The organism is Bacteroides sp. CAG:633 (assembly GCF_000435115.1).
Taxonomy (GTDB): Bacteria; Bacteroidota; Bacteroidia; order Bacteroidales; family Bacteroidaceae; genus Bacteroides; species Bacteroides ndongoniae.
The window spans coordinates 1-25383 of the sequence record NZ_FR883011.1 but is presented as its reverse complement, the minus strand read 5'-3'; the positions used below and the strand labels follow the sequence as shown (position 1 = coordinate 25383).

At 48.5% G+C, this 25383-nt stretch carries 19 protein-coding genes; 5 read left to right on the top strand and 14 right to left on the bottom strand.

The genetic code is table 11. The features are described from left to right. Positions 1 to 72: 72 nt before the first annotated feature. From QVP67_RS03215 to QVP67_RS03190, 6 genes are all read right to left on the bottom strand, one after another. Complete coding sequence (locus QVP67_RS03215; protein WP_288179846.1) at positions 73 to 4455, bottom strand: hypothetical protein; 4383 nt, start codon at positions 4453 to 4455, stop codon at positions 73 to 75. Between the two features lie 170 nt (positions 4456 to 4625). Next, positions 4626 to 5426: a DUF4469 domain-containing protein gene (locus QVP67_RS03210; RefSeq protein WP_022162120.1), complete on the bottom strand. Its 801-nt coding sequence runs from the start codon at positions 5424 to 5426 to the stop codon at positions 4626 to 4628. Positions 5427 to 5522: 96 nt separating this feature from the next. After that, entirely contained in the window at positions 5523 to 6872 is a 1350-nt protein-coding gene (locus QVP67_RS03205; protein ID WP_022162119.1) for a hypothetical protein, read from the bottom strand. A gap of 92 nt (positions 6873 to 6964) precedes the next feature. Next, positions 6965 to 7894 (bottom strand): hypothetical protein, encoded by a 930-nt coding sequence (locus QVP67_RS03200; RefSeq protein ID WP_022162118.1) that lies wholly within the window; start codon positions 7892 to 7894, stop codon positions 6965 to 6967. Continuing rightward, on the bottom strand, positions 7891 to 9249 hold the full coding sequence (locus QVP67_RS03195) for a tetratricopeptide repeat protein (RefSeq protein WP_022162117.1): 1359 nt from the start codon (positions 9247 to 9249) through the stop codon (positions 7891 to 7893). The genes QVP67_RS03200 and QVP67_RS03195 overlap by 4 nt, the downstream gene beginning before the upstream one ends. Before the next feature lie 22 nt (positions 9250 to 9271). Continuing rightward, a complete protein-coding gene (locus tag QVP67_RS03190; protein ID WP_022162116.1) occupies positions 9272 to 9808 on the bottom strand; it encodes a DUF3575 domain-containing protein in 537 nt (178 codons plus the stop codon). Between the two features lie 138 nt (positions 9809 to 9946). Here QVP67_RS03190 and QVP67_RS03185 point away from each other — a divergent pair, with 138 nt between their 5' ends. Beyond that, the gene (locus tag QVP67_RS03185) at positions 9947 to 10861 is read left to right on the top strand and encodes a helix-turn-helix transcriptional regulator (protein ID WP_022162115.1); all 915 of its coding nucleotides are present in this window, start codon (positions 9947 to 9949) and stop codon (positions 10859 to 10861) included. Positions 10862 to 11158: 297 nt separating this feature from the next. Here the strand turns inward: QVP67_RS03185 and QVP67_RS03180 are convergent, their stop codons facing one another. Further along, positions 11159 to 12094, bottom strand: coding sequence for a tyrosine-type recombinase/integrase (locus QVP67_RS03180; RefSeq protein WP_288179845.1), 936 nt, complete (start codon positions 12092 to 12094; stop codon positions 11159 to 11161). 216 nt (positions 12095 to 12310) lie between these two features. Here QVP67_RS03180 and QVP67_RS03175 point away from each other — a divergent pair, with 216 nt between their 5' ends. Further along, on the top strand, positions 12311 to 12670 hold the full coding sequence (locus tag QVP67_RS03175) for a YbaN family protein (protein ID WP_022162113.1): 360 nt from the start codon (positions 12311 to 12313) through the stop codon (positions 12668 to 12670). A 61-nt stretch (positions 12671 to 12731) separates the two neighbouring features. Here the strand turns inward: QVP67_RS03175 and QVP67_RS03170 are convergent, their stop codons facing one another. The 6 genes from QVP67_RS03170 to QVP67_RS03145 all read right to left on the bottom strand — a co-directional run bounded on the left by QVP67_RS03170 (position 12732) and on the right by QVP67_RS03145 (position 17355). After that, the gene (locus tag QVP67_RS03170) at positions 12732 to 13310 is read right to left on the bottom strand and encodes a LutC/YkgG family protein (protein WP_022162112.1); all 579 of its coding nucleotides are present in this window, start codon (positions 13308 to 13310) and stop codon (positions 12732 to 12734) included. A gap of 2 nt (positions 13311 to 13312) precedes the next feature. Next, positions 13313 to 14695: a lactate utilization protein B gene (locus QVP67_RS03165; protein ID WP_022162111.1), complete on the bottom strand. Its 1383-nt coding sequence runs from the start codon at positions 14693 to 14695 to the stop codon at positions 13313 to 13315. Then, positions 14692 to 15432 (bottom strand): (Fe-S)-binding protein, encoded by a 741-nt coding sequence (locus QVP67_RS03160; RefSeq protein ID WP_022162110.1) that lies wholly within the window; start codon positions 15430 to 15432, stop codon positions 14692 to 14694. The genes QVP67_RS03165 and QVP67_RS03160 overlap by 4 nt, the downstream gene beginning before the upstream one ends. 34 nt (positions 15433 to 15466) lie before the next feature. Continuing rightward, positions 15467 to 16012 carry a 7-carboxy-7-deazaguanine synthase QueE gene (locus QVP67_RS03155; protein ID WP_022162109.1) on the bottom strand — a complete coding sequence of 182 codons (546 nt, stop codon included), beginning with the start codon at positions 16010 to 16012 and terminating at the stop codon, positions 15467 to 15469. Beyond that, positions 15999 to 16331 (bottom strand): 6-carboxytetrahydropterin synthase QueD, encoded by a 333-nt coding sequence (gene queD, locus QVP67_RS03150; RefSeq protein WP_022162108.1) that lies wholly within the window; start codon positions 16329 to 16331, stop codon positions 15999 to 16001. The genes QVP67_RS03155 and queD overlap by 14 nt, the downstream gene beginning before the upstream one ends. A gap of 124 nt (positions 16332 to 16455) precedes the next feature. Beyond that, positions 16456 to 17355 carry an AraC family transcriptional regulator gene (locus tag QVP67_RS03145; RefSeq protein WP_022162107.1) on the bottom strand — a complete coding sequence of 300 codons (900 nt, stop codon included), beginning with the start codon at positions 17353 to 17355 and terminating at the stop codon, positions 16456 to 16458. 200 nt (positions 17356 to 17555) lie between these two features. Between QVP67_RS03145 and QVP67_RS03140 the strand changes: the two genes are divergently transcribed. Genes QVP67_RS03140 through QVP67_RS03130 form a run of 3 tightly spaced genes read left to right on the top strand, consistent with a single transcriptional unit; the run spans position 17556 to position 23013 of the window. Next, a complete protein-coding gene (locus tag QVP67_RS03140) occupies positions 17556 to 18575 on the top strand; it encodes an efflux RND transporter periplasmic adaptor subunit (RefSeq protein WP_022162106.1) in 1020 nt (339 codons plus the stop codon). A 24-nt stretch (positions 18576 to 18599) separates the two neighbouring features. After that, positions 18600 to 21704, top strand: a complete 3105-nt coding sequence (locus tag QVP67_RS03135) for an efflux RND transporter permease subunit (RefSeq protein WP_022162105.1) — start codon at positions 18600 to 18602, stop codon at positions 21702 to 21704. 22 nt (positions 21705 to 21726) lie between these two features. Further along, entirely contained in the window at positions 21727 to 23013 is a 1287-nt protein-coding gene (locus QVP67_RS03130; RefSeq protein WP_022162104.1) for a TolC family protein, read from the top strand. A 210-nt stretch (positions 23014 to 23223) separates the two neighbouring features. On the opposite strand, the gene QVP67_RS03125 is transcribed toward QVP67_RS03130, so the two are convergent. After that, the coding region (locus QVP67_RS03125) for a transglutaminase domain-containing protein (RefSeq protein WP_288179844.1) at positions 23224 to 25383 on the bottom strand (2160 nt) is incomplete at its 5' end.

Genomic DNA, 25383 nt, shown 5'->3' with positions numbered 1-25383 from the left:
TTCTTCTTTCTTCGCAATTTATTATCACTACAAGCAAGCTGTAAGCTTCTTATTATTCATTCTTTGTTTCCATCATTTTCTTATCAGGCTTAATCTTCCCGATTGTGTGTCCACCAGGCCGAGATCCAGATAAGTAAAGGACCCGCTCAGCGGATAGCGACGCCCCGTCAGGCAATCCAACAGCACCCAGTCGCTCCACGCGTCGCCCGCCGCGTGGGCCAGGGCAAGAGTAACTTTAGCCTTTTGCTTCAGATGCAAGCCGACGGGAATCTTCGTTCCTCCACGGCGCTGTTGGATGCTGAGTGCCTGCCCGTCGGCCGTAGTAAATACGGTCACGGCTGGCTGCATGTCGGCATCGACCAGGAGCTTTGTATCCTCGCCCGTACGGTAAGCATCTGCCGCCGACGCGGAAATGCGCACAAGGCACGAACTGCTGTGCCCGCCGCAGGTAGCCGTAAGCCGCAGGCTGTTATGGCCGGTAGGGAGGCTTCGCGTCAGGGCACGGGTAGCAGAAGCCGACGAACGGGATATATTGTAACCTGGCATCTGCTGCTGCATGTCGGCTGTGAAAGTAACCGTCAGTTCTGTGCCAGACGTCGTGGTTGTGACGTAAAATGCCTGCATGGGAGCAATGTGGGTATAACCCTCTTCTGTCGCTATCACTCCCCCCTCGGCCTTCGAAATGGTAATGTTGCTGACTCCATCGTTCAGCGTCACTGCCGAAAGGCCCGGATTGGCTTGCAGAAACTTCGCAATATCAATGTGCGTCAGGAAGGGATTGCCCACCACAAACGTATTACCTGCTTTCTGATTGTTCACGCTGACCTGATAATCTGCTTTTCCTGTCATGTCGTCGGTCAGCAAACGTCCGATTTCGGAAGTGGTACGAACCACGGGTTCTGTCAGTCCCGTACTGTGACCAGCAGCATCGAAGTAAGTATATTGGGTATGAGTCTTAGGAAAGCGGAAAGTCGCAGCTCCGTCGGTACGCACAGAAAAGCCCATACCCGGACAATAAGGCTCGGCCACGGCATTGAAGGGAGCAGTCCAGTTCGTCTGGTCCACACCCACTTCGACAGTCTGCAGACTGCCGTCCTGACCTACAATTTTGCCCGGAGCCGTGCTGCTCCAGAAGCGCTGGAATACACGGGGAGTGAATCGGCTCTCCGGCGAAGTCATAGGGGTGAGGGAAGTGAAATAGGCCTCGGTGCTGTGATCGCCGCCAAAACGTGCGGGTACAAACAGATCGCCCGTCACCATCTGCTTCAGTGGGGCCGACAGCATGTAGTAACTGCCCGGCTGCAGCGAATGTTCTACCCAGGCATAATCGTACCTATCCAGATACTGCGTATGGACAATTTCGCCGCCATCGGCTATGTGCAGGTTGGCACAATAGTTTTCATCCGCTTCGGCCAGTTCCGGATATCGGACACAGTTGCCGGGGATAATCACGTTGGTACAGGTCCAGGGGGCACCGTCGGTCCAGTTGTTCCAATTGTTCCAGTCGGTATCATCGGGAGCCTGTTTCCAAGTGGTCTGGGTGGGATGCAAAGCGGCATGCACGCCATTATACAAAGTCACTCCACCCTTACGGATACTAATGTAATAATCTCCCGGTTCCATATCGTATAAGGTGAATCCATGATTCTCGTCCAATACGACATCGCGTCTGACACTGCCTCCTCTGAAAGCATCATAACAAACAAGCGTAAACCCTTTGCCCACCACAGTGTTCCACACCTCGTCACCTCCTCCACTAATCCGGGTAATGTTTATCCGGATGGTAGATGTTCCGCACCCGTGCTCAGTCTCGGCCTTAGCCTCATCAATCGTAAAGTCAATGACCGGCGGCGTCGGATTCTCTTCGTCCTCGGCACAGTCCGGAATGCCGTCACCGTCGGTATCACGACGAATGTAAGCACCATTAATCTGGATAATGTCAAGTGCGTCAAGCACAGCCGGGAAAATAATCCGTACCTCATCAAACTCTGTAGTAGGGGTAGTCTCCACATAAGCTTTCCCATCATAGCCTATCAGGTCCAGACCAAGAACTTCGCCCGAAGTGTCTGCAAGCCCCACTCGAACTCCCTGATTATATACTTCCAATTTGGTTCCGCTCAGGACGCTGATGTCATTCAGCACAAAAGCCGGATCGCTCACGATGAAACCGACTTGTGTGCCCGGCTGCATTTTGTCAAACTTCACCGCTACTGTCGTACCGCCCAGCAGAGTGGTAGCAGATATTGTTGCATAACTGTTTTTATCGTCATCGATGATGTAACTCAGGTTATTGAACGAACCAGCTACGGTGGCTACTCCGCCGATCTTTGTCTCCTCATAATTAATTTCGGCACCGTGAACGGTGGTCAGCATTTCGATGCAGGCATCCGAAGCGTCGTACCCCGAACATCCGCCGTCCTCTCTGCCATCCTCATAGAAAGCATTGTAAACACGCCAGGCATTGCCCAAGTCAAGTTCGAGTACGCCGGACGACCATAACTCAATGCGGTCGAACGTCTTTGTGGTAGTGAACCCCATCCGTACTTTGTTTCCCTGGCTGCCAATCAGATCGGCCGATATAAGATTATTCGCATCCGTAACACTACGATCGACTACTGCATCACCCTTATAAAGGACTATGCGGAAAAACTGCAGTGCACCGACTCCCAGAAACGTACTCTGCGTCTGCATAGTGAAACCTACCCGCATGGGATGCGATTCACTGGCTACGATTTCCTTACCTTCGCCCAGTCGGACGCCGATAAGACCGATATTATTGGCTATGCTCAGTTCCTTATGGTATGTGGCATAATCATTCGGATTATCGTTCACCACATTATCTATACCTTCTACATCCTGCGTACTGATAAGGCTTCCTCCTCCTTGGGGAATATAGGCTTCGGCATTCAGAGCTTCCCCGATCAACTGATTGCAATTGTCTCCAACAGAAGCTGTAAGGCGGTGGATGGTGAAGCTCACGGCCTGACTTTGTTGCTGGCCCGAGGCATCCGTATAAGTATAGGTCCCGTTCAATACATAATCGCCGTCCACAGTCATGCCGATAATCTTGTTCTGTTCGAGGTCAATAGAAGGGGCACTTCCCGAAGGAGCCGTCGCAAGCGACCATGACACACTGCCTTCCGACGGTTGCGGCAAGTGATAAGAATTACCGTTGATGGTTACGTCGCCCGTGGAAAAATAAGACGAAATATCCGGCTTTACAGCATCACGGACATAAGCATAATAGAGAGTTGTCCCTCCAATATTAAGATCCAATCCGGTAAAACGAATCTGTATCTGCGAACAGGGCTCATTCACCGTGATGCCCATCAGGCTTTTTCCGCCTCCAATGGCCGAGACACCTAACAACCCGGTAGCATCGACCGCAATTCGTTCTACTTCATGACCCTCCTCGTCATACGTACGAAACTCAATGCCGTTCAGCAATCCCACCTGCAGCACATTGACTTCATTCATGTAAAATCCGATTTCAGTTCCTGCTTCCACCGTCTTCCCCAGGTTGACCGTCATGCGGGGAGTGTCTCCCAACAGACCGCCCAAACCGCCGAGCAATTTTATTATCAGTTCCATGGTCACCCCGTCCGACGTATTCGCATCCACCAGTTTCTCTCCGTAATCCTGAAGCAGAGTACTGGTAAGTTTGGTATTCAAAGAAGCGTCGGGAAAGTAAACGCTCCCGTTGTAAACAGGTTTTACCTCGTTGTCACCCACAAAGAAATAATACAATTCAAGGTTTCCCAGCACATCCAGCACATCTGCATCTACTCCGCTGAAACCTATCGCCACTTCATCAAAAGGTTCGGTGGTCTGGAACGACAGGCTTTGAATGCCATCGTTGTTAAGCGTACTAAGCAGGTTCAGATTCAGCACATTCGTATCCCCGCTTCCGCCCACCATGTAATCCGAAGTTTTTTCACCCTTATAATAAGTCTGTATCCAAAAACCTTTCAATAAGTCAACGTTGAGCAACGTAGGATCGCTCATCGTATAAGTAAAGCCAACAGTCTGCCCACCGGCATAGGTCCGTTCCAGATCGCGTACGGAAACTATCTGATTGGCTATCAGCTGCACGCCTGCCCCATTTTCACCCATCACAGCCGGATTGGTGAGATCCGTATCCACCAGCTTGTCCATGCTGCTTTTGCGACTCAAATCGACAGCACTGACAAGCTGGTTGGCAATGTCGTCCACCACCCTGCCCTCGCCCACCAGCGGTACGCGACAGTTGGCCGTCCATGTGCCGTCAGCATTCTGCTTCAGCGAAGAAGTGGCATTCAGGGCACGGGTCACTCCGGAAGCATCGGGCACGGAAGCGGAAGGGAACGGTGCAAACTCCTCGTCCTGACAAGCACTCAGGACAAGCGTTGCAACTAACACAATGGCGGTGATAAGTCGGGAGATGATTTTCATTACTTTGTTTTTTTTCGTTATCATATTCTGTCTGCGATTTCACACAGACGCGCTCTCATTCATTCATAGCTTATTGCCACGGGGGCAAAGGAGCCCTTGCCACAGGGGCAAGGGGACCTTTATCGCACCGGCAAGGGAGCCCTTGCCATACCTGCAAGGGAAACGGTTGCCGCAGCCTTCCGGAAAAAGGAAGCTTAGCCCAGCGGGTCTTCGCCTCCACCTTCCTGGCTGTCGCCGCCGGCAGAGCCACCCGATGTAGGAGGCTTGGTGCCTACGTAGAGTGTCTTCTCCACGCTACGCGGATTCTTCAGCGGCGACGAAGAGTTGCCGCTGTACTGCGTAGTAAGCCGCAAGGTATAGGTACCAGCTGCCAGCTCGGCAGGAACAATGAAAGTCACCGTAGAAGGCTTGTTCACCACCCAAAGGTCGGTCGTCACCTGCGTCTCGGTGCCGTCGGCATCGACCAAGACCAGTCCCACTGCGGGATCCTTGCCTGCCAGCTGGATATTCTTTCCGCTGAGAGTAAAGGCCCGTCCCGGAGTGGCACTGGCATCGGTAGCACGAGTGGCAACGTCCTGCATGCCGCTGACAGAAATGGCAGCTTCCTTATTGCCGATGATGTTGACAGTCGTATTTCTGATAGCTTCGCGCAGATCGGCACCCACGTTGAAGTTCACCACAATAGAATTCTCCTCCGGATTCCACTGACCGCCGGTCACAATGCCGCGAAAATCGACCGAAGCATGATAAAGGCCGGTATTGACATTATAGCCGGTCATCAGCAGACGCTTGATGACACGCTTCTCCAGTTCGAACACATGGAGGATGGTTTCGGGGCGCAGACCGGAATCTTCGGCCTTCATCTCTGCCAGAATGCGTTCCTGACCTGCCGAACCCAGCGAAACGGGTACAGCAATCTTGTCTTCTGCATTGTCGGGAGTCAGCGCATTATCAGCCAACTGTGCATTAATCTGATATTTGATGTCTTCTGCCATGGTTATTCTTGTTTTAAGGATTAATAGATTATTGATAAAGTAGGATGCGCATTGCTCGCACCCTACTCCATTGATTAAAGATATAAAAGGAGATATTTATTCCAGACCCATGTCGTGGATCACTTCCCAAGCGTCGTTGATGAGGACTGTAATCTCGTCTGTAGAACTGAGGTCGGCTGGTTCATCAGGTTCCTCAGGATCTGTACCACCATCCGTACTTTCCGTAGCCATTTTTTTACCGATAGAATAGAAGTTGTTGCAAAGAATATCATATAGATACTTAGTGCCGCTCAAATCGCTCTTAAACTGAGAAGTAGTAACCTTCAAAGTTTTCAATACTTTACCGCCATCACCTTGCAGCTTCACAACCAAAGTAGCATCACCAGTAGCAATATGTTGGCTATACGGTAAAATGAAACGACCACCAAAAAGGGTGTAATCTTCACATACAAGATCAGCAGGAGCATTTGATGATACTTCATCAGCAAGCTGATATTTCTTACCGACACCATTACTTTCACCGAACTTGTAGGTATTATTTTCTTCATCAATTTGAGTTCCTTCACCAATTGTAAAAGTCAGCAGCACGTCATTCCCCGAACTTGTTTCATCATCAATTCCGTTAAATTCGGCATGCTTACCAGCTTCTTCTCCCCATACTGCAGCAGGGAAATAGAAACCTTTAGACTTATCATTCGCTTCAACAGTTACTTTTGTAACCTTATCGCCATCAATAGTAGCAGGCACATTCTTAAAGTAAGCCAACATACCGGCTACCTGACGAGTCAGCTCAATACGTACACTCGAAGTAAACTTCACAACCGGAGTCTCTGCAGTTCCTAAATTGTCAGTCGTTTTGGCTGTAGTCTTGGCCGCAAAAACCTCTTCAAGAGAAGAGCCAGACAAAGAATGAGTTCCTGTCTGATAATAATATTTATCAACTACCTGCGTTTCCGTTCCATAAGGGAAGCTATCTCCATTGTATCCATAAGCTACGATAGTATAAGTCGTACCAGCAGTTAAACCACTCACTTTGATTTTAGCCACTTTTTCTTCACGGTCAGTAGTACCCGGCACACCTTCGGCAACGTCAGCGGAAGTATAGCTGATGACACCGTCAGAAATAGAATAGCCTGATTCTCCGCCAACTACAGTCAAATTCAGCTGACCACTTTCAGAGCCCAACGTTACAGGAGTAGTGCTGTTACCTGCAAAAAACACAAGCTTTACCTTGTTCACATTGTTATCAGCAGCCGAACTGCCCACCGGACGTGCAGCCCTTGTAGAACCTACACCCGTATTCGAGATGGCAATCTCGATTACATCTTCTGTGAGACCCATAGTCCCGTTTTCACTACCTGCAGCCGGAATTTCTTCCTCGCTGCTACATGCCGTAAACGCCAAAGCTGTGGCGAATGCAGCCATCATTAAATAATTCTTCTTCATTGTTTTAAGAATTTAGTTAATAATATAGGTTAATAAACTCCAATCATTCAATCGTTATATCGACACATTCCGGACCCAATACTCCGCACCACTTACTCCAGTCCCATATCGTGTATCACCTGCCAGGAATCATCGACCAAAGTAGAAATGACAAAGCCACCCGAATCGGCATCGTACACATAACGCAACACGGTAATCTCGTTGCGCCTCATGGTGATGTCCACATTGGCCGGCACAGTCACAGGCACACTCATGGAAGGGTCGTCGAAGAAGCGCACATAAACGGTACTCTTCTCACCGTTAACCGCAGTGGGCGACAAATACGTATCCGTCACCACCCGGCTGGAGGGATGATCCGACCAGTCGGACTCTACCACCACATACTCGGTAGAGTCTGGCTCGTAAGAAAAATGATAATCCACCTTACCACAAAGGTCGGTAATGGCCTTACGGCTCCAGTTGATATCGGTTGGCAGGTTCACACCCTCGATAAGCAACTTACCCTTGATGCGCTCCAACCGGACAGTATAGTCATAGTTCCACTCGTCGTAAAGCAACGTGTCGCAGGTCATATAGACATCGTAACCTTCCACATTGTTATGATGCAGACTATAAGTACCCAGCTTCCCGTCGGCCAGGATACCTTCCTCGCTCTCAATGTTGGCCCATACCAGCAGGACATACCGGCCGAAAGGCAAATCCTCGGGCAAATAGGCCGTAGCCAGACGCGCATCGCCCTGCACCTCGTGCAAATGCTGTACGCTGACCGTCTGCTGGCGGTCGATGTCGTAAAGCACATAGAACAGCTTCTGTATATAGGAACGGAAAGGCAAGTTCTCGTCCAGCCGATGATCCAGCCCCGTAACATTCTCTACGGCATCGATATTGAAGTAGTTGATGTCCTTGATGCCGATTCTGACACTGAGAGGCGGACAAGGCTGCAAGTCGTCGCGAATACACGATGCCAAAAGCAACCCCGCCATCAGGACCAGCAGCATGGAGGTATGTTTCCATCGTTTCATCGTGCCGCCTCCTCTCTGATTTTAAGCTGTTTGCTTTCCAAGTCGGGGTAACGTTCCGGCAACTTCTGCAACAGCGTACGTGCCTCGGCCTCCATACCGGCACGCAGATAAAGATAAGCCAGATTGTTGATAGCCGTCTCACAGCGAGGGAAACGCGCGAGCAAAGTACGATATACCTCTATTTTCTCGGCATCGGTCTTCATCAACGTGGCAGCACGCAGCAACTCCTCCTCGTTGAAAGCATCGGGCCGTTTGGCATACATGTCAAGCACCTCACGGTCGGTAGTAAAACTACGTATAGTATAAGAATAAGTATATTCTACCTTGCGGTCTTTGGCCAGATATTTCTCACGGATGTCCTGCCAGCAGGCCAGACGCCTGATCAGCCGCTCCTGCGCATCATCGTCTTTGTCGGCCAGGCGTTGCAGAATATCGGCCACACGGGCCGTATCGGGATGCGAGTCGAGTTTCATGGCCCGAAGCACAGGCTGCCAGCCCTCCGGACGCGAATCTATACGGATACGCTCCATCTGTCTGTCGGTCAGCCCCAACCGATGAGCCACGTACTGCATAGCGGCGTTGGCACGATTGCGCGCCAGTGCAGTATTGAACTTCAGCGAACCGTCGGCCGAAGCCATACCATAGACAGTAAAGCTGTTTACCGTAGCCAGCGTATCGGTCAGCACAGGGGTAAGTGCCTGCAACATGCTGTCCAGTTCGGCACGGTTGTTGCCCATATCCAAGTCTATGTCATAAAGGTTGATGGCAAACTGCAAACGTGCTTCTCCCTTTCCCTCAACAATTTTAGGACGGATGGTGAAAACAGGCTCAATCCACTCCACATAGGCCAATGCCCGCACAATGGAAGCCATTTCAAGCGTATCAATACCCGTACACTGTCCGCATCCGTCTGTCGAAACCACAGCAACAATCCGCGCCGTATCCGCCGAAGCAGGCAAAACAACCGACTCATGATAAGATAAGGTAAAAGCAGCGGTAGCATCGTCCACTTGCCGTTTCTGCTCTTTATAAGGGTCATGATAACCTTCCAGAACCTCCTTACGTCGAAGTTTATCGGCATAAATCCCAGCTTCCACCACAACCGGATCATACTCATCATATACACTGTCGCCAACCATCAGCTGAGGTGTAATGACCAGCCGCGATCGTTTCGACAATGTCTTTTCGGGAATATGGAAATTCAGTTCCATTTCAGCCCGGTTGTCTGTACCGGAAGTCAACTGGCAATAAGCCGGGGTAACAGTAATAGCAGTTTCAGCTACTTTCCTCTGCGTGTTACACGATGCACACAGGCAAGCAGCAGCTACAATAATATAACAAAAGTGTTGTCTCATACTCAAAGAATATTTCTCTTACTTAGAAGATATAAATGAACGAAACGGCAGCCTTGGTAGGGCCAAAGTAGTTTTTCCTCCGGTCTGTCTCACACTTGATACAATGTATGCGCGGGGTTTCCTTAAACCACAAACGCGCATAACCTATTCCGAAGGCAGCTTCCAGGTTCCAGTGAGGCGAAAGAATCCAGTTATAGCCATAGGTCACTCCCCCACCGGCCAAATATCCGTCATAACGTTTCTCACTGAATCCTCCATAAAATTGTGCGCCGTGCAGATGCAATCCGAAGAAATGTCCCTCAAACTTTTCACATAACCAATATTTCACTTCGGGCTGCACCAACCAGAACCTCATTTTTTTGTCATCCTTGAATGTCCAGGGGTTATAAGCAGCTGATAAATCGAGTGTATATTTCGGGCTCAAAGCTACTTCCACACCCAGATTTGGAGTAGTCGCCGCCCAATATAGGGCATTAGTCTTCAACGCCACATCTTGTGCACGAACACTCTGCACCATACACATTACCCCTAATAATAGAAGTAAAAAAATACGCTTCATATTTATTTTATTTGTTTTATTGCATAACGCACCATCTATCATTCCTCCTCTTTGTAAGAGGAAGAATCGCCTGAAATCCATAGTGTATATATCTGATAATCAGTTAAAAATAAATATTAGATTTAAACATAAAGTGCAATGAAAGTTATACAAAACAAATTTGATGGGATAAAGTACAAAGCAGAACATCTAATATGTGAGAACTACATATCTGATGAACGAGCTATTTGGGAAGTAATCGAATTGAGCAAAAACCAAATGATTCTTAAAGAAGCTTTAGAACGTTCCACACTTTTATTTGTATTAACCGGAAAATTGGAAATAGCAACAGATTCTGTTTTAAAACAAAAAGTCGAAGCCTCAAAAATGTTTTTAATTCCTATTGGGGGCAATTTTTATGGTCATGTATTAGAAGATACGATAATGCTGCGTTGTTCTTTTACCAGAAACATAGCTTTATGCAACAAACTTTCAATAGAACAATTACAAAATTACATACAGCCAAATGCAAACATGAATTCTAGTATTGCTTCATTACCCATCCACCCACTATTATTAAAAGAGCTTGAGGCTACCCGTGATATACTTAATATCGGTCTGTCATGTATTCATTATCAACGCATAAAAATGGAAATGATTTTCATAGAATTACGTGGACTATACTGTCGGGAAGATCTTGCAGCAATGTTTGCACCAATGCTTGGAAAAGATGATGATTTTAAAAGTAAAGTGATGCAAGTGTATTCTCATGTGAATACTGTAAGTGAATTAAGCAAAGTTCTTAATATGTCTCCCTCATGTTTCAAACGTAAGTTTTATGATTCATTTGGCACTTCAGCCAAACAATGGATGATTCAGAAAAAGAAAGTAAAGCTACTGCGTGATATTATAATGAGTAAGATGTCTATTGCAGAATTAGCAGAGAAATACAATTTTACGGCAAATTACTTGACCTCATTCTGCAAAGAGCATTTTGGGAAAGCCCCCACGGAACTACGTGCGGAATGCTTAAACGAAATAAAAAGGAATGCGGATAAAGACTCCAGTTTATGACATATTACATATTATATAATAAGGATATGAAATAAGCAGGGAATCTAATCTCGAATCCTATTTATATATCAACGGCTGTTTGTAACATTTTAGGAAATGGACGTTTTTCGTAGATTTTTAGTCCATTATTATAGGTCTCTTTCTTCATATTATTTCTAATTTTGCAGCCGAAAACAAGATGACCCTTCTATGTAATTCTTCCTCTTACAAAGAGGAAGAAGTGCATTTCCTCTGCAAAATTACTTCTTTTGCATGAAATGCCCCAACTTTGTTAGAAAATAAAAAACACCATATATACTATCGCATCAGTGACTTAATGAGCTTTTCGTTAGCCGTAGCAATGATGTCGGTATCCAATGCTGCAAGATAAATAGTCGTTGTTTCTATATTGGTATGCCCCATGGCCTCGCTAATTATAGTATCGCTAATGCCACATGCCCTGGCCAACGAAGCCCACGTATGACGACTAACATAAGAAGTCAAAGGCTCATTCAAATTTATAAGCTTGGATATACGTTCAAGACGTTTGTTGTAAAGCCGCAAAGCACTGGCATATACTATAGGAGTATCTCTATGACCGTCAGAAAGAATTGGAAACAAATAAGAAAATTCTCCTCCCTTTGTTTCGTACCGATCTATTATTTTCTGAGCTAAAGGAACTATTTTCACCTTTAATGTTTGATTGGTTTTCCGACGTCGATAAACAATGTATCCATTCTGTAACTGACATTTCTTCAAATAAGCCATGTCAACGAACGGCATTCCCTGCATATAAATACTAAACAGAAAAAGATCACGTACAAACTCCAATGCCGGATCGTTCAAATGAATATTAACAATCTGCCTAACAACTTTCTGCGACAAAGCTCGTTTTCGCGTTTTTTCCTGCCCTGTAAAAACCTTACGAAACGGACGTCTCTCGTTTTCGATAAAATCATCATCCCAAGCATAGTTATAAGCAGCACGCAACATACGCATATACAATGAAATGGTATTCATTTTCAACCCTTTCTGAACCAAGAAATCCTGAAAATCCTTCATAATACAAGTTGAAATATCCATAATAGAGATAGGCAATCCCTGACGAAAAGCCATAAATTGCTTCAATGCACAACGATAATTAGCCGCTGTTTTATATTTTCCCTTCCTGCTAAAGTTTTTAATACGTTCAGCGACCAATTGAAAGAAGTCCTTTTCCCCCATAGACAATGGTAATTCTGTTTTTTTTCTCATATACATATTCTCGTATAATTGTTAAGCATTAAACGAACTTACAAATTAAAACTAAAAGGAAGTGAAAATATGTCAATCTATAGTATAAAAGAACATCTATTATCCAATCATGACAAGCGAAACAGAGCAGACTTTAATCAATGAAAAATCGGCAAACATAAAAAAATTCTCGACAGCACTCCTCCAATCACTGCCAATACATTATCTTTGCGCACCATGAAGACCCTCTACATCATCCTCGGAAGCCTGTCGCTTGCACTGGGCGTAGCCGGCATCTTCCTGCCGATACTGCCCACCACCCCCTTTCTGCTGCTGACGGCAGCCCTCTACTTCCGCGGCTCGCCACGCCTGTACGACTGGCTGCTACGACAAAAGCGGCTGGGCCCTTACATCCGCAACTTCCGCGAACATAAAGCCATACCGCTTCATGCCAAAATCGTCTCCGTAGGCCTGACGTGGCTCACCATCCTCTACTGCGTAGTCTTTCTGCTTCCGCAAGTATGGCTGAAGCTGTTGCTGCTGGCATTGGCCGCGGGCATCAGCTGCCACATCCTGTCGTACAAGACGCTGAAATAGTTTTTCTTTCTGTTTCCGTTCTCGTTTTCTTACTTCTAAGCCCCCTTGTGTGTGTGCAGCATTACTTCAGCACCACCAGCACCTTGCGGGCTCCGTGGGCCCCCATCACCAATGCCTGCTCGATGTCGGCCGTCTTCGAAGGACCCGAGATGAAGACCCCATAAGGATAAGCCTCCGACTTCAGAGCAGCATAGGCTTCGTGCATGTTGTTGACAAGGCGGTTGCGGTCGACAACGATGAGCAAGGCCTCGGCTATGAAATAGAGCAGCTTATGCTTCACGGCCTGAGGTATCCACACAGCGCCGTTTTCGGCCACTCCTATCTCCCCCGGAACAACAGCCAGATCAATGCCGTTCAGCTCCTGCGCACGCTCCAAATCGTCAGGATTGAGCGTAGCACATGTTACTTCGGGCAGGTTCGAAGCAATGCTCCGCGCCTCGGGGAAGTAAGTACGAATCAGCGAGTCGAGGGTGTCGCCCTCTTGCCACAAAACGGCATTGCCTCCCACCTGACGGCTGACATCGCAAAACTGACTGATCTTGTCTGCATAAGTCGTTGCCTTCACCGCCCACTGGGGATAATCGAAACGCTGGCGGGTGTTGAGGCGTATCTTGTTTAAAATTTCATCACGGCTGCTCATGGTTATTTCTCCTCCTTTCCTTGAACTTTATTCTTCTTCCACATTTCGTTGAACGACTCGGAAGCAAACTTGGGCAATTCACGTCCCTTTCCCCAGTCGTTCAGTCCGTTGTACTTCATAAACCGAGGCAAGGCATTCACCATCGGAGCTGCCCACAAAGCAGCATTAAACAGGTGCGGACGCTCCATCAGGAATTCCATACCTTCCGACATATATTGTTTCTCGGTGCTGGCCTTGCCGATGGCTTTCAAACCCTGACGCCATTTGTATATCTGCTCGCCCAGGTCAACCTTGGCCGGGCAAACGTTGGAGCAAGACAAGCAAAGCGAACAAGCCGACAGGTTGTCGTAATACTTCTGCGGGTCGTGAGCCATGCCCAGATTGATGCCGATGGGACCGGGGATGAAGTAGGTGTACGAATATCCCCCACTCCGCCGGTAGACAGGGCAGGTATTCATACACGCTCCGCATCGGATGCAGTTCAGCAGGCGGATGTGGTCGGCATTGGCCAACATCTCTGTACGTCCGTTATCTACGATGATAATGTGATACTCACCACCCTGACGCGGCGAGCGGAAATGTGAAGTATAGGTAGTGCTGGGTTGTCCGGTGCCCGAACGTGCCAGCAAGCGAGTAAAAACACCCAACGCATCCATGTCGGGCACAATCTTTTCGAGTCCGAAAGCCGATATGTTCAGCTTAGGGCAGGACATGCCCATGTCGGCATTGCCTTCGTTGGTGCACACCACCACATCGCCCGTCGAGGCTACTGCGAAGTTAGCTCCTGTCATGGCTGCATCCGCATTCAGAAAGATATTACGCAGATTCTTGCGGGCTACGTGCGTCAGATAAGTAGGATCATAGTTGCCTTTTTCGGCTCCCATCTCTTTTTCGAAGAGCTCGCCCACCTGCTGCCGCTTGATGTGAATAGCGGGCAACACTACATGACTGGGCGGCAGATGCATCAGTTGCAGAATGCGCTCGCCCAAGTCGGTCTCTACAGTATCGATACCTTTCGATATCAGGAAGGGATCGAGTTCGCACTCTTCGGAAAGCATGGACTTACTCTTTACAAAGCGCTTCACACCGTGGCTGCTGAGCAGGTCGTAGATGATCTGACGATATTCTTCGGCATCTTTAGCCCAATGCACAATGGCGCCGTTGGCTGTTGCATTCTTTTCAAACTCTACCAACAACTCGTCCAGGTGGCTGTTGGAGTATAGTTTCAGCTGACAGGCCTTCTCGCGCAAGTCCTCCCATTCGGGCAGCTCACGGCTTATCTTATCTCGTTTGGCACGCACCATCCAGAGGGTTTCGTTGTGCCATGCCACCATGTCCTTATTCTGAAGGAACTTCTCGGCGGCTCTTGAATGCTTGGTACTCATAGTTGTGAAGCTAATATTTCGACAATATGAATGGTTTTCACGGGCAGGTGCTCACGGTCGATGACACCCTGCATGTGCATCAGGCATGAGCTGTCGGCGCCGGTGATGTATTCGGCTCCCGTCTCCATGTGATGCCTGATTTTGTCTTGCGCCATGCAGACGGACACCGCCTGCTCTTCGACGGCAAACATGCCTCCGAAGCCGCAGCACTCGTCGGGATGGGCGGGTTCGAAGACTTCGATCCCCTGCACCATCGACAGCAGGTCGCGGAGTTTGTTGTAATAAGGAATGTTGCGCTCGCTGGGCGACGAGAGGTTCAACTCGCGCACGCCGTGGCAGCTGTTGTGAATGCTCACCTTGTGGGGGAAGCTGGCTTTCAGCGACGTAGGCTTCAGTACATCGTGTACGAACTCGCACAAGTCGTATATCTTCCCTGCACTTTGACACTGATGTCCTTCGTGCTTCAATATGCTGGGATAATTCAGTTTCACAAAGGCCACACAACTGGCCGAGGGGCCTACAATGTAGTCGTAAGCCTTGAACAAGTCCTCGAATCGACCGGCCAGTTTCGAGGCTTCGCCTTCAAAGCCCGCATTGGCCATCGGCTGGCCGCAACAAGTCTGGTCGAGCGGATAATCGACATCCACCCCCAGGCTTTTCAGCAGTTTGTAAGACGCCACTCCCACTTGCGGATAGATGGCGTTGATATAACATGGAATAAACAAACCTACCTTCATGGGTTCATCAGATTATAATGTATTATTAATCATTTTATTGAATATTGATCAGCTTATGCGTCTGCAAGCTAAGCCTCCAACGCGGATGCTCCAGGACGCAAGCCACCGTCTCGGCTGTGTTCAGACACGAACAAGGCTGGAGGAAGAAATGTCTGGCAGGCAGCTGCTCGTAACAGGCCAAATCCTGCCCTTCGTACACCACCTTTACTTCGTCCATACGCGTCAGCCTCAACTCTCCACCCTGCTTGGGCGAACAGGTCACCCAGTCGATGTTCGCTGGAAGAGGACGGGTACCGTTGGTTTCGATGCAGACGTATTTTCCTGCCTCGTGCAAACGGTCGACAAACGCCTCGTCGATCCACAGCGAAGGTTCGCCACCCGTCAAAATCACCATCGTAGAAGGATATCGGCAGACTTCGGCCACGATATCGTCATCGGACATCATCACTCCGCTTTCGTGCTGCGTATCGCAAAAAGAGCACTTCAGGTTGCAGCCCGAAAAACGTACAAATACCGCAGGCGTACCCGTGTGAAATCCTTCGCCTTGCAGGCTATAGAATATCTCATTAATCTTTCTCATAGACAGCCATGTTTGACTCAGACTCCTGCACTTCAACTTTAAAACAGGTGGGTATCTGCTCACATACCCAACGGGCTATGTTTTCGGCTGTAGGATTAAAAGGAAGTACTTCGTTCAGATTGCGGTGATCGAGTTTCTCTTTCACCACCTGCTTGATGTGGCTGAAGTCGACTACCATTCCGTCGGCATTCAGCTCCTTCGAACGGCAATACACTGTGATAATCCAATTGTGACCATGCAAATTCTCGCATTTGCTACGATAAGAAAGGCTCAGACTGTGTGCAGCCGATACCTCCATGCGTTTGATAACTGTATACATACGAATTGTTAATACGCTGATTAATAGACTTTTTATCGATCATTGCATCTAATGTCACCTCGATGCGCCAGCAAAAATAATAAAAAATCTACTATCCACGTATCATTTTTCTCTCTGAATTAAATCAAACAGTTTGCTCATCCTCGGTTAAAGGAAATGTATCGTAAATGGCCTGCTCGCGATAGGCTTTAGGTGAAAGCCCCAAATGTTTCTTTACATACTTACCAAAAAAAGACAAACTGGGAAAGTCTAGTTCTGCAGTAATTTCCTTGATGCTCTTCGAAGAATGCTTCATCAAGTATTCGATGTCTTTCAATACAGCCTGATCGATGAATTGCGAAGCCGTTTTTTTCCCAATTTTCTTACAGACAGATGAAAGATACTTGGGAGTAACATGCAGTCTGTCAGCATAGAACTCGACTCTTCTGTTTTTAGGATAAGACGAAGAAAGCAATTCTATGAAGTTTTTGAACAGCTGTTCGCCCGACGTAAACGGCCGTGGATTAATCCGGACAATCTTTTCCATAACATTTTGCATGTCGTACACAAAAGCCAGCATCAGGGCATCTATCACCTTCTTTTGGTTGACATAACTGTGCGAAGCCTTGTAGCATAGCAATTCGTAATAACGGCAGAATTCTTCCGCATCGTGAGGCGAAAGTGAAGCGTGGGGATGATTTTGAAACCACAACCGGACATCCCAATTGCAATCGGCCATCGGTACTATTTCTTGTATATAGGAAAGAGTCATCCCAATACAATAACACTTGAAATCAACACTAAGCAAGCAGTCGTTTATAATCACATTGGGCGGACAAATAAAAATATCATTCGGATAGGCCACGTAAGGAACGCCATCGATATGCAACGAAGCTTTGCCCTGAAGACACAATGCAATTACAAAAATCTCATTTTGAACCATTGAATCCAATTTCAAATCACTCAGATCATCAAGAAAGGCCAAATCACCGTCATTGTATATCGTAGCCTTTTGCATCACGGGGGTATCCAAATTTCCTTTCATCTTCTCTTTATCTGTTTTTTGTTTGCAAATTAACTGCTTTTCCCCCGATATGTATTTGTCCGAAAGATATAGAAAGTGTTCTCTATTTCCATTTTTCACAGCACACTTCCAAAATAGAACACTTTTACCAAAATGCAGATAAACAGAAATCAGGCAAACATTCATTCCTTTGCGCCGAAAAATAAAAGAAATATCAGAAAATGAAAATGATTAAATTCAGCGGAATGTTGCTTCTGGCTGTATGTATAGCCGGATGCAAAAGTAATAACAAGGTCGAAGAAAAAGAGCCTGTAAAAGTGAAGATCATGGAAGTGTCGAGTTATTCGGGAAACGAAGAGTCAAAGTATTCAGGAACAGTAGAAGCAGAAAACGGAACATCGCTCAGCTTCTCTGTCATGGGCACCGTAGACAAAGTATATGTCAGCCTGGGAGAACAAGTTACAAAAGGACAACTCATAGCCTCACTGAACCCTACTTCTCTACAAAGCAGCTACAATGCAGCCCAAGCCACCCTGCAACAAGCCGAAGACGCCTGGAAACGATTAAAAGAACTGCATGACAAGGGAAGCCTGCCCGAAATAAAATGGGTAGAAGCAGAAAGCACTCTGCAACAAGCCCGTGCCACCGAAGAAATAGCCAGAAAAAGCCTGAACGACTGCAAACTGTACGCCCCCTTCAGTGGTGTAATTGCCGAAAAAAACATCGAAGTAGGACAAAACGTAGCACCAGGCATTCCTGTAGTACAACTGGTCACAACCCGCCTACTGAAGATTAAAATCTCTGTCCCCGAAACCGAAATATCAGACATTACTTTGGGGCAGAAAGCAGAAGTATCCGTACCAGCTTTAAACAACCGGATATTCGAGACCACAGTCACCGAAAAAGGAGTCGTTGCCAATCCATTATCTCGCTCGTACGACGTCAAAATGCGTGTAACAGACGCCGGAAAAAGTCTGATGCCAGGCATGGTAGCAGAAGTAGCTCTCCAGAAAAAAGATTCAACTGCCCAATACATCATCCCAGCCAACATTGTCCAGCTGGACGAGAACAACCAGTCTTTTGTCTGGCTGAACAACAACGGAAAAGCGGAGAAACGAATCGTCAGCTGTGGTGAATTCACACCGACAGGTGTTACCGTAGTTGCTGGTCTAAAAAGCAACGACCAAATCATCGTGGAAGGCAGACAGAAAGTCTGCAATGGTACTCCCATCGTATTCTAACAACCCTATAAAGTTCGAGACATTATGAACACCAAGAAAAAACGTACCATGGTTGAATGGGCCATGCACTACAGGCAGATCATTATCCTGACCACCTGCTGCCTGATAGCATTCGGTATCTATTCGCTGCCCAATATGCGTAAAAATGAATTCCCCGATTTCACCATCCGACAGGGAATCGTCGTAGCAGTAGCCCCCGGCAATACTTCAGAAGAAATGGTCGAACAGGTTACCAAACCGCTTGAAGACTATATCTTCAGCTATAAGGAAGTCAAAAAAGAAAAAACTATCTCGAAAAGCCGGGATGGGATTGTCTACATACAAGTAGAGTTGAATGATGATCTGAACAATAAAGATGAATTCTGGAGCAAGTTCAAACACGGCATTGCCACCTTCAAGTCGCAACTGCCTTCCAACGTACTGGCCGTACAAGTGATGGATGACTTCGGCGATACCTCTGCCCTGCTCATCACCATGGAAAGTGAAGAAAAGACCTATCGCGAACTCGATGAATATATGGACGTTTTACAAGAACGACTGCGGCGCATCCCCAGCGTAGGACGCATGAGCGTAAGCGGTCTGCGGAAAGAGCAGATCTCCATCTACATCGACCCCGAACGCCTTTCGCAATACGGACTGGGTGAAAAGACACTGTCGCTTGCCCTGATGCAGAAAGGATTTGCCACGACAGGCGGACGGGTGAACGCCGAAGGATACACATGCCCCATCTATGTGGCCAAATCGCTGAACACCCTTTACGACGTACAGCAACAGATCATCTACACCGATCCGCAAGGCAATAACATCCGGCTGAAAGACGTGGCGCGTGTCGTCAAGGAATACCCGCAAATGGAAAGCAGCATCACCAACAACGGAAAGAAGTGCATCCTGCTCTCCGTAGAAATGAAGAAAGGACAGAACATCGTAAAAATGGGTGAAGACATCAATGCAGTGTTGGATAACTTCCAGAAAGAACTGCCACAAGACGTCAGCCTGTTTCGCATCACCGACCAAAGCCAAGTGGTGGGCGACAGTGTTGTCAACTTCCTGCGCGAATTGCTGATAGCCATTCTGGCTGTAGTGTTGGTAGTCATGATTCTGCTCCCTATGCGTGTCGCACTGGTAGCTGCCTCTACCATCCCTATCACCATATTTATTTCGCTTGGTTTGTTTCAAGCGTTCGGCATCGAGTTGAATACAGTTACACTGGCTGCACTGATTGTTACCCTCGGAATGATTGTGGACAACTCCATCGTCATCATCGACAGTTATCTGGAAATGATCGGAGAAGGTTGCTCGCGCTGGCATGCTTCCATCCGCAGTACGATGCACTTTTTCAAGTCCATCTTCTCGGCCACACTCGCCATCAGTATTACTTTCTTCCCATTCCTGCTTACCACCACAGGAATGATACACGACTTCCTGCTCAGTTTCCCCTGGGCCATTACCATTGTACTAGGTGTTTCATTACTGGTAGCCACCATGCTGGTCCCTTTCATGCAATTCTGGTTCATCCGCAAACCTCTGCAACAGAAAGCCGGAGGAAAAAGCTTTTCCTTCCTCGACCTGCTGCAACGTTACTACAACCGGCTGCTCGACGTCTGCATGGCTCATCCGATATATACCCTTGGCATCGGGCTCCTGTCCATTGTAGCGGGTGCCGTCTGGCTTCAACACCTGCCACAACAGCTGATGCCTTTTGCTGACCGCAATCAGTTTGCTGTTGAAATATTCCTGCCCAACGGTACACGCGTGGAACAAACCGCCGAAGTAGCAGACAGTCTGGAGCACATCTTACGCCAAGACTCACGCGTAGTGAGCGTAGCCTCCTTCAAGGGATGCGCTTCGCCCCGCTTCCAGAACAGCTATGCGCCCCAGATAGCAGGTAGTAATTTCGCACAGTTCATCGTCAATACAACCGGAAACAAGGAAACCGTTGAACTGCTTGATGAGTATGCTCCGAAATACTCGAATTATTTCCCCAATGCCCGCATACGCTTCAAGCAGCTGAGCTACAGCGAAGCCGCTTACCCCATCGAACTGAGATTGAGCGGAGAAAACTGGCAAGCCGTCAAACAAGATGCCGAACGAATCAAAGAAGAACTCCACAAGATACCCGGTCTGATCTTGATCCAAAGTGATGTAAACGAACCTCAGGCAGCCCTGAACGTCGTGTTGCACGAAGATGAAGCCTCCCGTCTGGGCATCAGTAATCTGACAGTAGAATCAACACTGGCCATGCGCTACAACAGCGGTATTCCACTTGCCCAGGTATGGGAAGGGGACTACTCCATTCCTATTGTACTAAAAGGAGACAATGCCGACAACGCTACCTTATCGGCTATCGGAAACGAACAGATTCCTGCCGGCAACGGACTTACTACAGTACCCTTGAGACAAGTGGCTGATGTTGTTCCCGCATGGGAAGACGGACAAATCGTACGTCGAAACGGCATCTATACCATCACCGTACAAAGCGAACTGCAACGGGGAGAAAACGGTATGGAAAAAACCGGCCAGATACAAAATGCCCTGAAAGACTTTGACCTTTCGCCGGGTGTATCTTTGAAATATGGTGGCGATGTAGAAGACAACGAAGACAAGATGCCCCCCGTAATGGCCGGCCTGATGGTAGCCGCTGTTGTCATCTTCTTCATTCTGGTATTCCACTTCAAGAAAGTATCCATTGCCGCCCTTATCTTCTGTAGCATGCTGCTTTGCGTATTCGGTACGGCAGCAGGTATCTGGATACAGGGAGTGGATTTCAGTGTAACCTGTGTACTGGGTATCGTCAGCCTGATGGGAATCATTGTCCGCAACGGCATTATTATGATAGACTATGCGGAAGAACTACGGAAGACTGAACGTCTCTGCGTCCGCGATTCCATCTACCACTCTGCCCGCCGCCGTATGCGTCCTATCTTCCTGACATCGGTTGCCGCCTCAATGGGAGTAATCCCCATGATACTGGGAGGAAGCGGACTTTGGATGCCTATGGGAACAGTGATCTGCTACGGCACACTGATCACCATGCTCTTCCTGCTCACGGTACTGCCGGCCGCTTATCTGCTGATATTCAGAGGAAGTTCGAGAAAAAGGGCAAAAGCCGCCATGTTAGAACAACAATAAAAACATTCAAGAAAACATCAGTATGAAACATTCATTTCACAAATATCTATGGGCAGCAGCTCTGACCTTTATGACCGGCAACAGCCTGTATGCCCAACACGTTTACACCCTGGAAGAGTGCATCGAAGAAGCCCTCCATAACAACGTACAAATCAAGAATGCCGACAATAATCTTTCGGCCGCCCGGCACGACAAGGGCAAAGCGTTCACCAATTACTTCCCCACAGTAGGAGCCACAGGAGGAGGCTTCCTTTCAGATAAAGGACTTGCCGAAATGGAACTGGCGCCCGGACAGAGCATGATGCTGCTGAAGAATGGCGTTGTGGGAGGAGTATCGGCTACCCTTCCCCTCTTCACTGGCGGACAAATCGTCAACGGCAACCGGTTGGCCGAAGTAAACGTGGAAGTCAACCAACTGCAGCGCCGACAGTCGGAAAACGAAGTCAGACTCACTACCGAACAATACTTCTGGCAGGTAGTCATGCTAAAAGAAAAACTGAAGACACTGGCTGTAGTAGACGAACAGCTGAAAGCCATCCATAAAGACGTGGAAAACTCCGTAACAGCCGGACTGACCAACCGCAACGATCTGTTGCAAGTGAAACTCCGCATGAACGAGACACGTAGCAACAACCTTACAGTAGAGAATGCGCTTTCCGTGTCGCGCAGCCTGCTGGCACAGTACATCGGCCATCCAGCCGACAGCATCGACGTTTCTCTTCCCCTCGACGGACAGTTACCTGAACGTCCTGAGAAGTTGTATCGTACTCCCGACGCTTCGCTACTGCTCACCAACGAATATCACCTGTTGAAGAAGAATGTCGATGCCAACCGGCTGCAATACAAGATGACCCTCGGCAAGAACCTGCCAACCATTGCCATCGGAGGCGGATACATGTACGAATACCTGATGGACAAAGATCATGCTTTCTGGATGGGATTTGCTACCATCAATATCCCACTTAGCGGATGGTGGGGCGGTTCGCACGACATAAAGAAGCAGAAACTGGCACTGAAAAATGCAGAAAATACCCTGTACGACCAAAGCGAACTGCTAAAAATACGTATGCTTAACACCTGGAACGGACTGAATGAAGCTTATAAACAAATGGAGATCGCCATGGAATCCATCGAACAAGCTACCGAAAACCTTCGTCTGCAAACCGATTATTATCAGGCAGGCACCTGTACAATGAGCGATCTGCTCGAAGCCCAGACACTCTACCAACAGAGCCGCGACAAGTATGTGGAGTCGTACGCACAATATGAAGTAAAGAAACGCGAGTATCTGCAGGCTACGGGACGTTGACACTACGAAGCCGGTAGCGGAAAACGAACTTCATAGAAAGAAGACAGATACATCCGTTACAAACAAGGCCGGCTCTCACCGATTAGGAATTCGACAGTCAATCATCGAAATACCTAATTCGTGAGAGCCGGCTTTATTCGTAACAGAGACTCCAACAATCACATTCGGAGCACAGGCACAACAGCCATAATCCCTTCCGTCACTGCCAGCTTATTCAATACCCTTTATGGTCTTCATCAATTGCTCACCAAGACCGATGGTATATCCCTGCGAGACGAAGACTACACGGTTGAACGTATCGGCGATGATAAAGACAGGTAAATTACCTGACCGCCTCAGCTTCATGTTCTCGGCTATCTGTTCGGCTATGCCGTCGGTGTCGATACCATAGATCACCGTCGAAGGAAGAGCCGGGAAGGAAGAAGGCGTGAACTTGGAAGCCTGCTTCTCGTCGGGGAACAGCAACACCATCTTGCGTCCCCACTTCTCCAGGTCGGCTTTCAAGGCAGCTATGTCGCGCAAAGCATGATTCGTAGGTTCCTGGTTGACACCTAATACACCCACTACGAAGTAACCGCGTCCGCAAGCCTGCAACAGGCTTTGCTGTCCGTCCGTTGCCTTGCCATCCCAACGGGTAAAGAGCGATTCGGAGTTGAAGTTACCTATCACCTGTACTTCATCCTGACTTTCGCGCATCACAAGATCGATGCGGGTTGTCTGTCCCGGTTCGATGCTGAATGAAACCATCCGCGCAAGGACAGCGCCACTGGCCAGACGGGTGCCGGTGACCAACACATAACTGCCGGCATCCAGCGAAGTACCGTTCTTCAGCAAGCCGGCCCAGGTGGTGCCTTCCGCATTGTTGGCATTGCCTTCTTCGTAGGTCAGCAACTGCAGCATGCCTTCGGGGGTAAGTTTCGACAAAGTGAAGTGCGAATAATATTTAGGATTGTCCAACAACTTAATAGGAGTATAAGTTGCCACCAGTTTACCACTCTTTCCTTCTTCTACTTCCGAAGTTGTTTTCTCGAAATCTACATCAATGGCTCCGTTGTCGTTCAGCAATTGAACCTTACCCGTCACTTCGTGAATGCGTGCGGGGATACCCATGCTGCGTGCCATCGATACGAAAAAGATGTCGCGACTGTGCGGATCGGCCAGACGGGCTTTCCATACACCGGCCGGAGATATGGGCGAAGCACCCAGATTACAGTTCTTGTCCACACGGATGTTTTCCGAAACCCAGGAGACGAGTTTCATCGGGTCGGCCACGTAAGCTTCGCGCTCTTCCTCGGAAACCACCTGGTTGAAGAAGGCTTTATAAGGCGTCAGTGCCTCGTTGCTGACACGCGGATTGCGCACATAGCGGCGGTAAAGGTCGGCATTGGTGCAAAGGCGCGACATCATATGGTCGATCAATACGTCGAGGGTGACGTCGCGCAGGTCTTTCTCCGAGATGCGTTGCAGCAGGTCGAAACCGCCTACCTTCGACTTGTCGGAGCGCAGACGTGCCATGAAGTTGGTGATGACGGCATGATTGCCACGCGAAGCCACTAAGATGCAGGCAGCGGCATCTTCGTCCAAACGGTACAGACGGGCAAACTCACGCGCCTTCTCGTCGGTCATGAAGGTGGCGGTATAGGCATTGCGGATGGAGTCTTCGTGTGCCAGACGACGATCGTTCTCGGCCCGTTGCTCGGGCGTTACTTCGGGCAGGTTGGCGCTTTCGGCAGGAGGAACGATGTCCAGATCGACGGAAAAGGCTGCACCCGGCTCTTTATCGAGCTTCACTTGCAGCTCGCTGTCCTTGCCGAAAGAGAGTTTGGCAAAGCCTGTCTTTCCGCCTTTCGATGCCCACACCAGCATATCGCCCTTGCCGGCAGTCAGCGAGGCCTTACCTTCGGCATCGGTCTGCTTGCGGGCTACGGTATAGAATTCGGCATAATTATAAAGTTTGAACTCGACAATGGCATCGGGCACAGGCTTGCCTCCGGCGTCCACCACCTGCACCACGGCACGGGCTGTCGGGGCGTAATTGTCTATCACATTGATTTCCGTATAGCAATTGGTCACGGACATTACTTCTTCGGGGCCTTCGTAGCGTCCGAACACCTTGGTGTGCATCAGCATTCCCCGGCTGGCTGGGGCGTTGAACCATCCCAAGTCGAGTACGGGCTCGGGCTCGCAGGCTCCCAGGAAGTGCCACTTGCCGTCAGCCCAGGCCTCTACCCAGGCATGATTGTCGTCGGTGTGCGCCCAACGGGGCGTATAGACCTGACGCGCCGGTATGCCTACCGAACGCAAAGCGGCCACCAGCAAGGTAGACTCTTCGCCGCAACGGCCATAAGCCGTACGGACAGTAGCCATAGG

Bases quoted from the DNA above. Each gene is read 5' to 3' on its own strand.
- QVP67_RS03215 (WP_288179846.1), bottom strand. From the start codon at position 4,455: ATGATAACGAAAAAAAACAAAGTAATGAAAATCATCTCCCGACTTATC.
- QVP67_RS03210 (WP_022162120.1), bottom strand. From the start codon at position 5,426: ATGGCAGAAGACATCAAATATCAGATTAATGCACAGTTGGCTGATAAT.
- QVP67_RS03205 (WP_022162119.1), bottom strand. From the start codon at position 6,872: ATGAAGAAGAATTATTTAATGATGGCTGCATTCGCCACAGCTTTGGCG.
- QVP67_RS03200 (WP_022162118.1), bottom strand. From the start codon at position 7,894: ATGAAACGATGGAAACATACCTCCATGCTGCTGGTCCTGATGGCGGGG.
- QVP67_RS03195 (WP_022162117.1), bottom strand. From the start codon at position 9,249: ATGAGACAACACTTTTGTTATATTATTGTAGCTGCTGCTTGCCTGTGT.
- QVP67_RS03190 (WP_022162116.1), bottom strand. From the start codon at position 9,808: ATGAAGCGTATTTTTTTACTTCTATTATTAGGGGTAATGTGTATGGTG.
- QVP67_RS03185 (WP_022162115.1), top strand. From the start codon at position 9,947: ATGAAAGTTATACAAAACAAATTTGATGGGATAAAGTACAAAGCAGAA.
- QVP67_RS03180 (WP_288179845.1), bottom strand. From the start codon at position 12,094: ATGAGAAAAAAAACAGAATTACCATTGTCTATGGGGGAAAAGGACTTC.
- QVP67_RS03175 (WP_022162113.1), top strand. From the start codon at position 12,311: ATGAAGACCCTCTACATCATCCTCGGAAGCCTGTCGCTTGCACTGGGC.
- QVP67_RS03170 (WP_022162112.1), bottom strand. From the start codon at position 13,310: ATGAGCAGCCGTGATGAAATTTTAAACAAGATACGCCTCAACACCCGC.
- QVP67_RS03165 (WP_022162111.1), bottom strand. From the start codon at position 14,695: ATGAGTACCAAGCATTCAAGAGCCGCCGAGAAGTTCCTTCAGAATAAG.
- QVP67_RS03160 (WP_022162110.1), bottom strand. From the start codon at position 15,432: ATGAAGGTAGGTTTGTTTATTCCATGTTATATCAACGCCATCTATCCG.
- QVP67_RS03155 (WP_022162109.1), bottom strand. From the start codon at position 16,012: ATGAGAAAGATTAATGAGATATTCTATAGCCTGCAAGGCGAAGGATTT.
- queD (WP_022162108.1), bottom strand. From the start codon at position 16,331: ATGTATACAGTTATCAAACGCATGGAGGTATCGGCTGCACACAGTCTG.
- QVP67_RS03145 (WP_022162107.1), bottom strand. From the start codon at position 17,355: ATGAAAGGAAATTTGGATACCCCCGTGATGCAAAAGGCTACGATATAC.
- QVP67_RS03140 (WP_022162106.1), top strand. From the start codon at position 17,556: ATGAAAATGATTAAATTCAGCGGAATGTTGCTTCTGGCTGTATGTATA.
- QVP67_RS03135 (WP_022162105.1), top strand. From the start codon at position 18,600: ATGAACACCAAGAAAAAACGTACCATGGTTGAATGGGCCATGCACTAC.
- QVP67_RS03130 (WP_022162104.1), top strand. From the start codon at position 21,727: ATGAAACATTCATTTCACAAATATCTATGGGCAGCAGCTCTGACCTTT.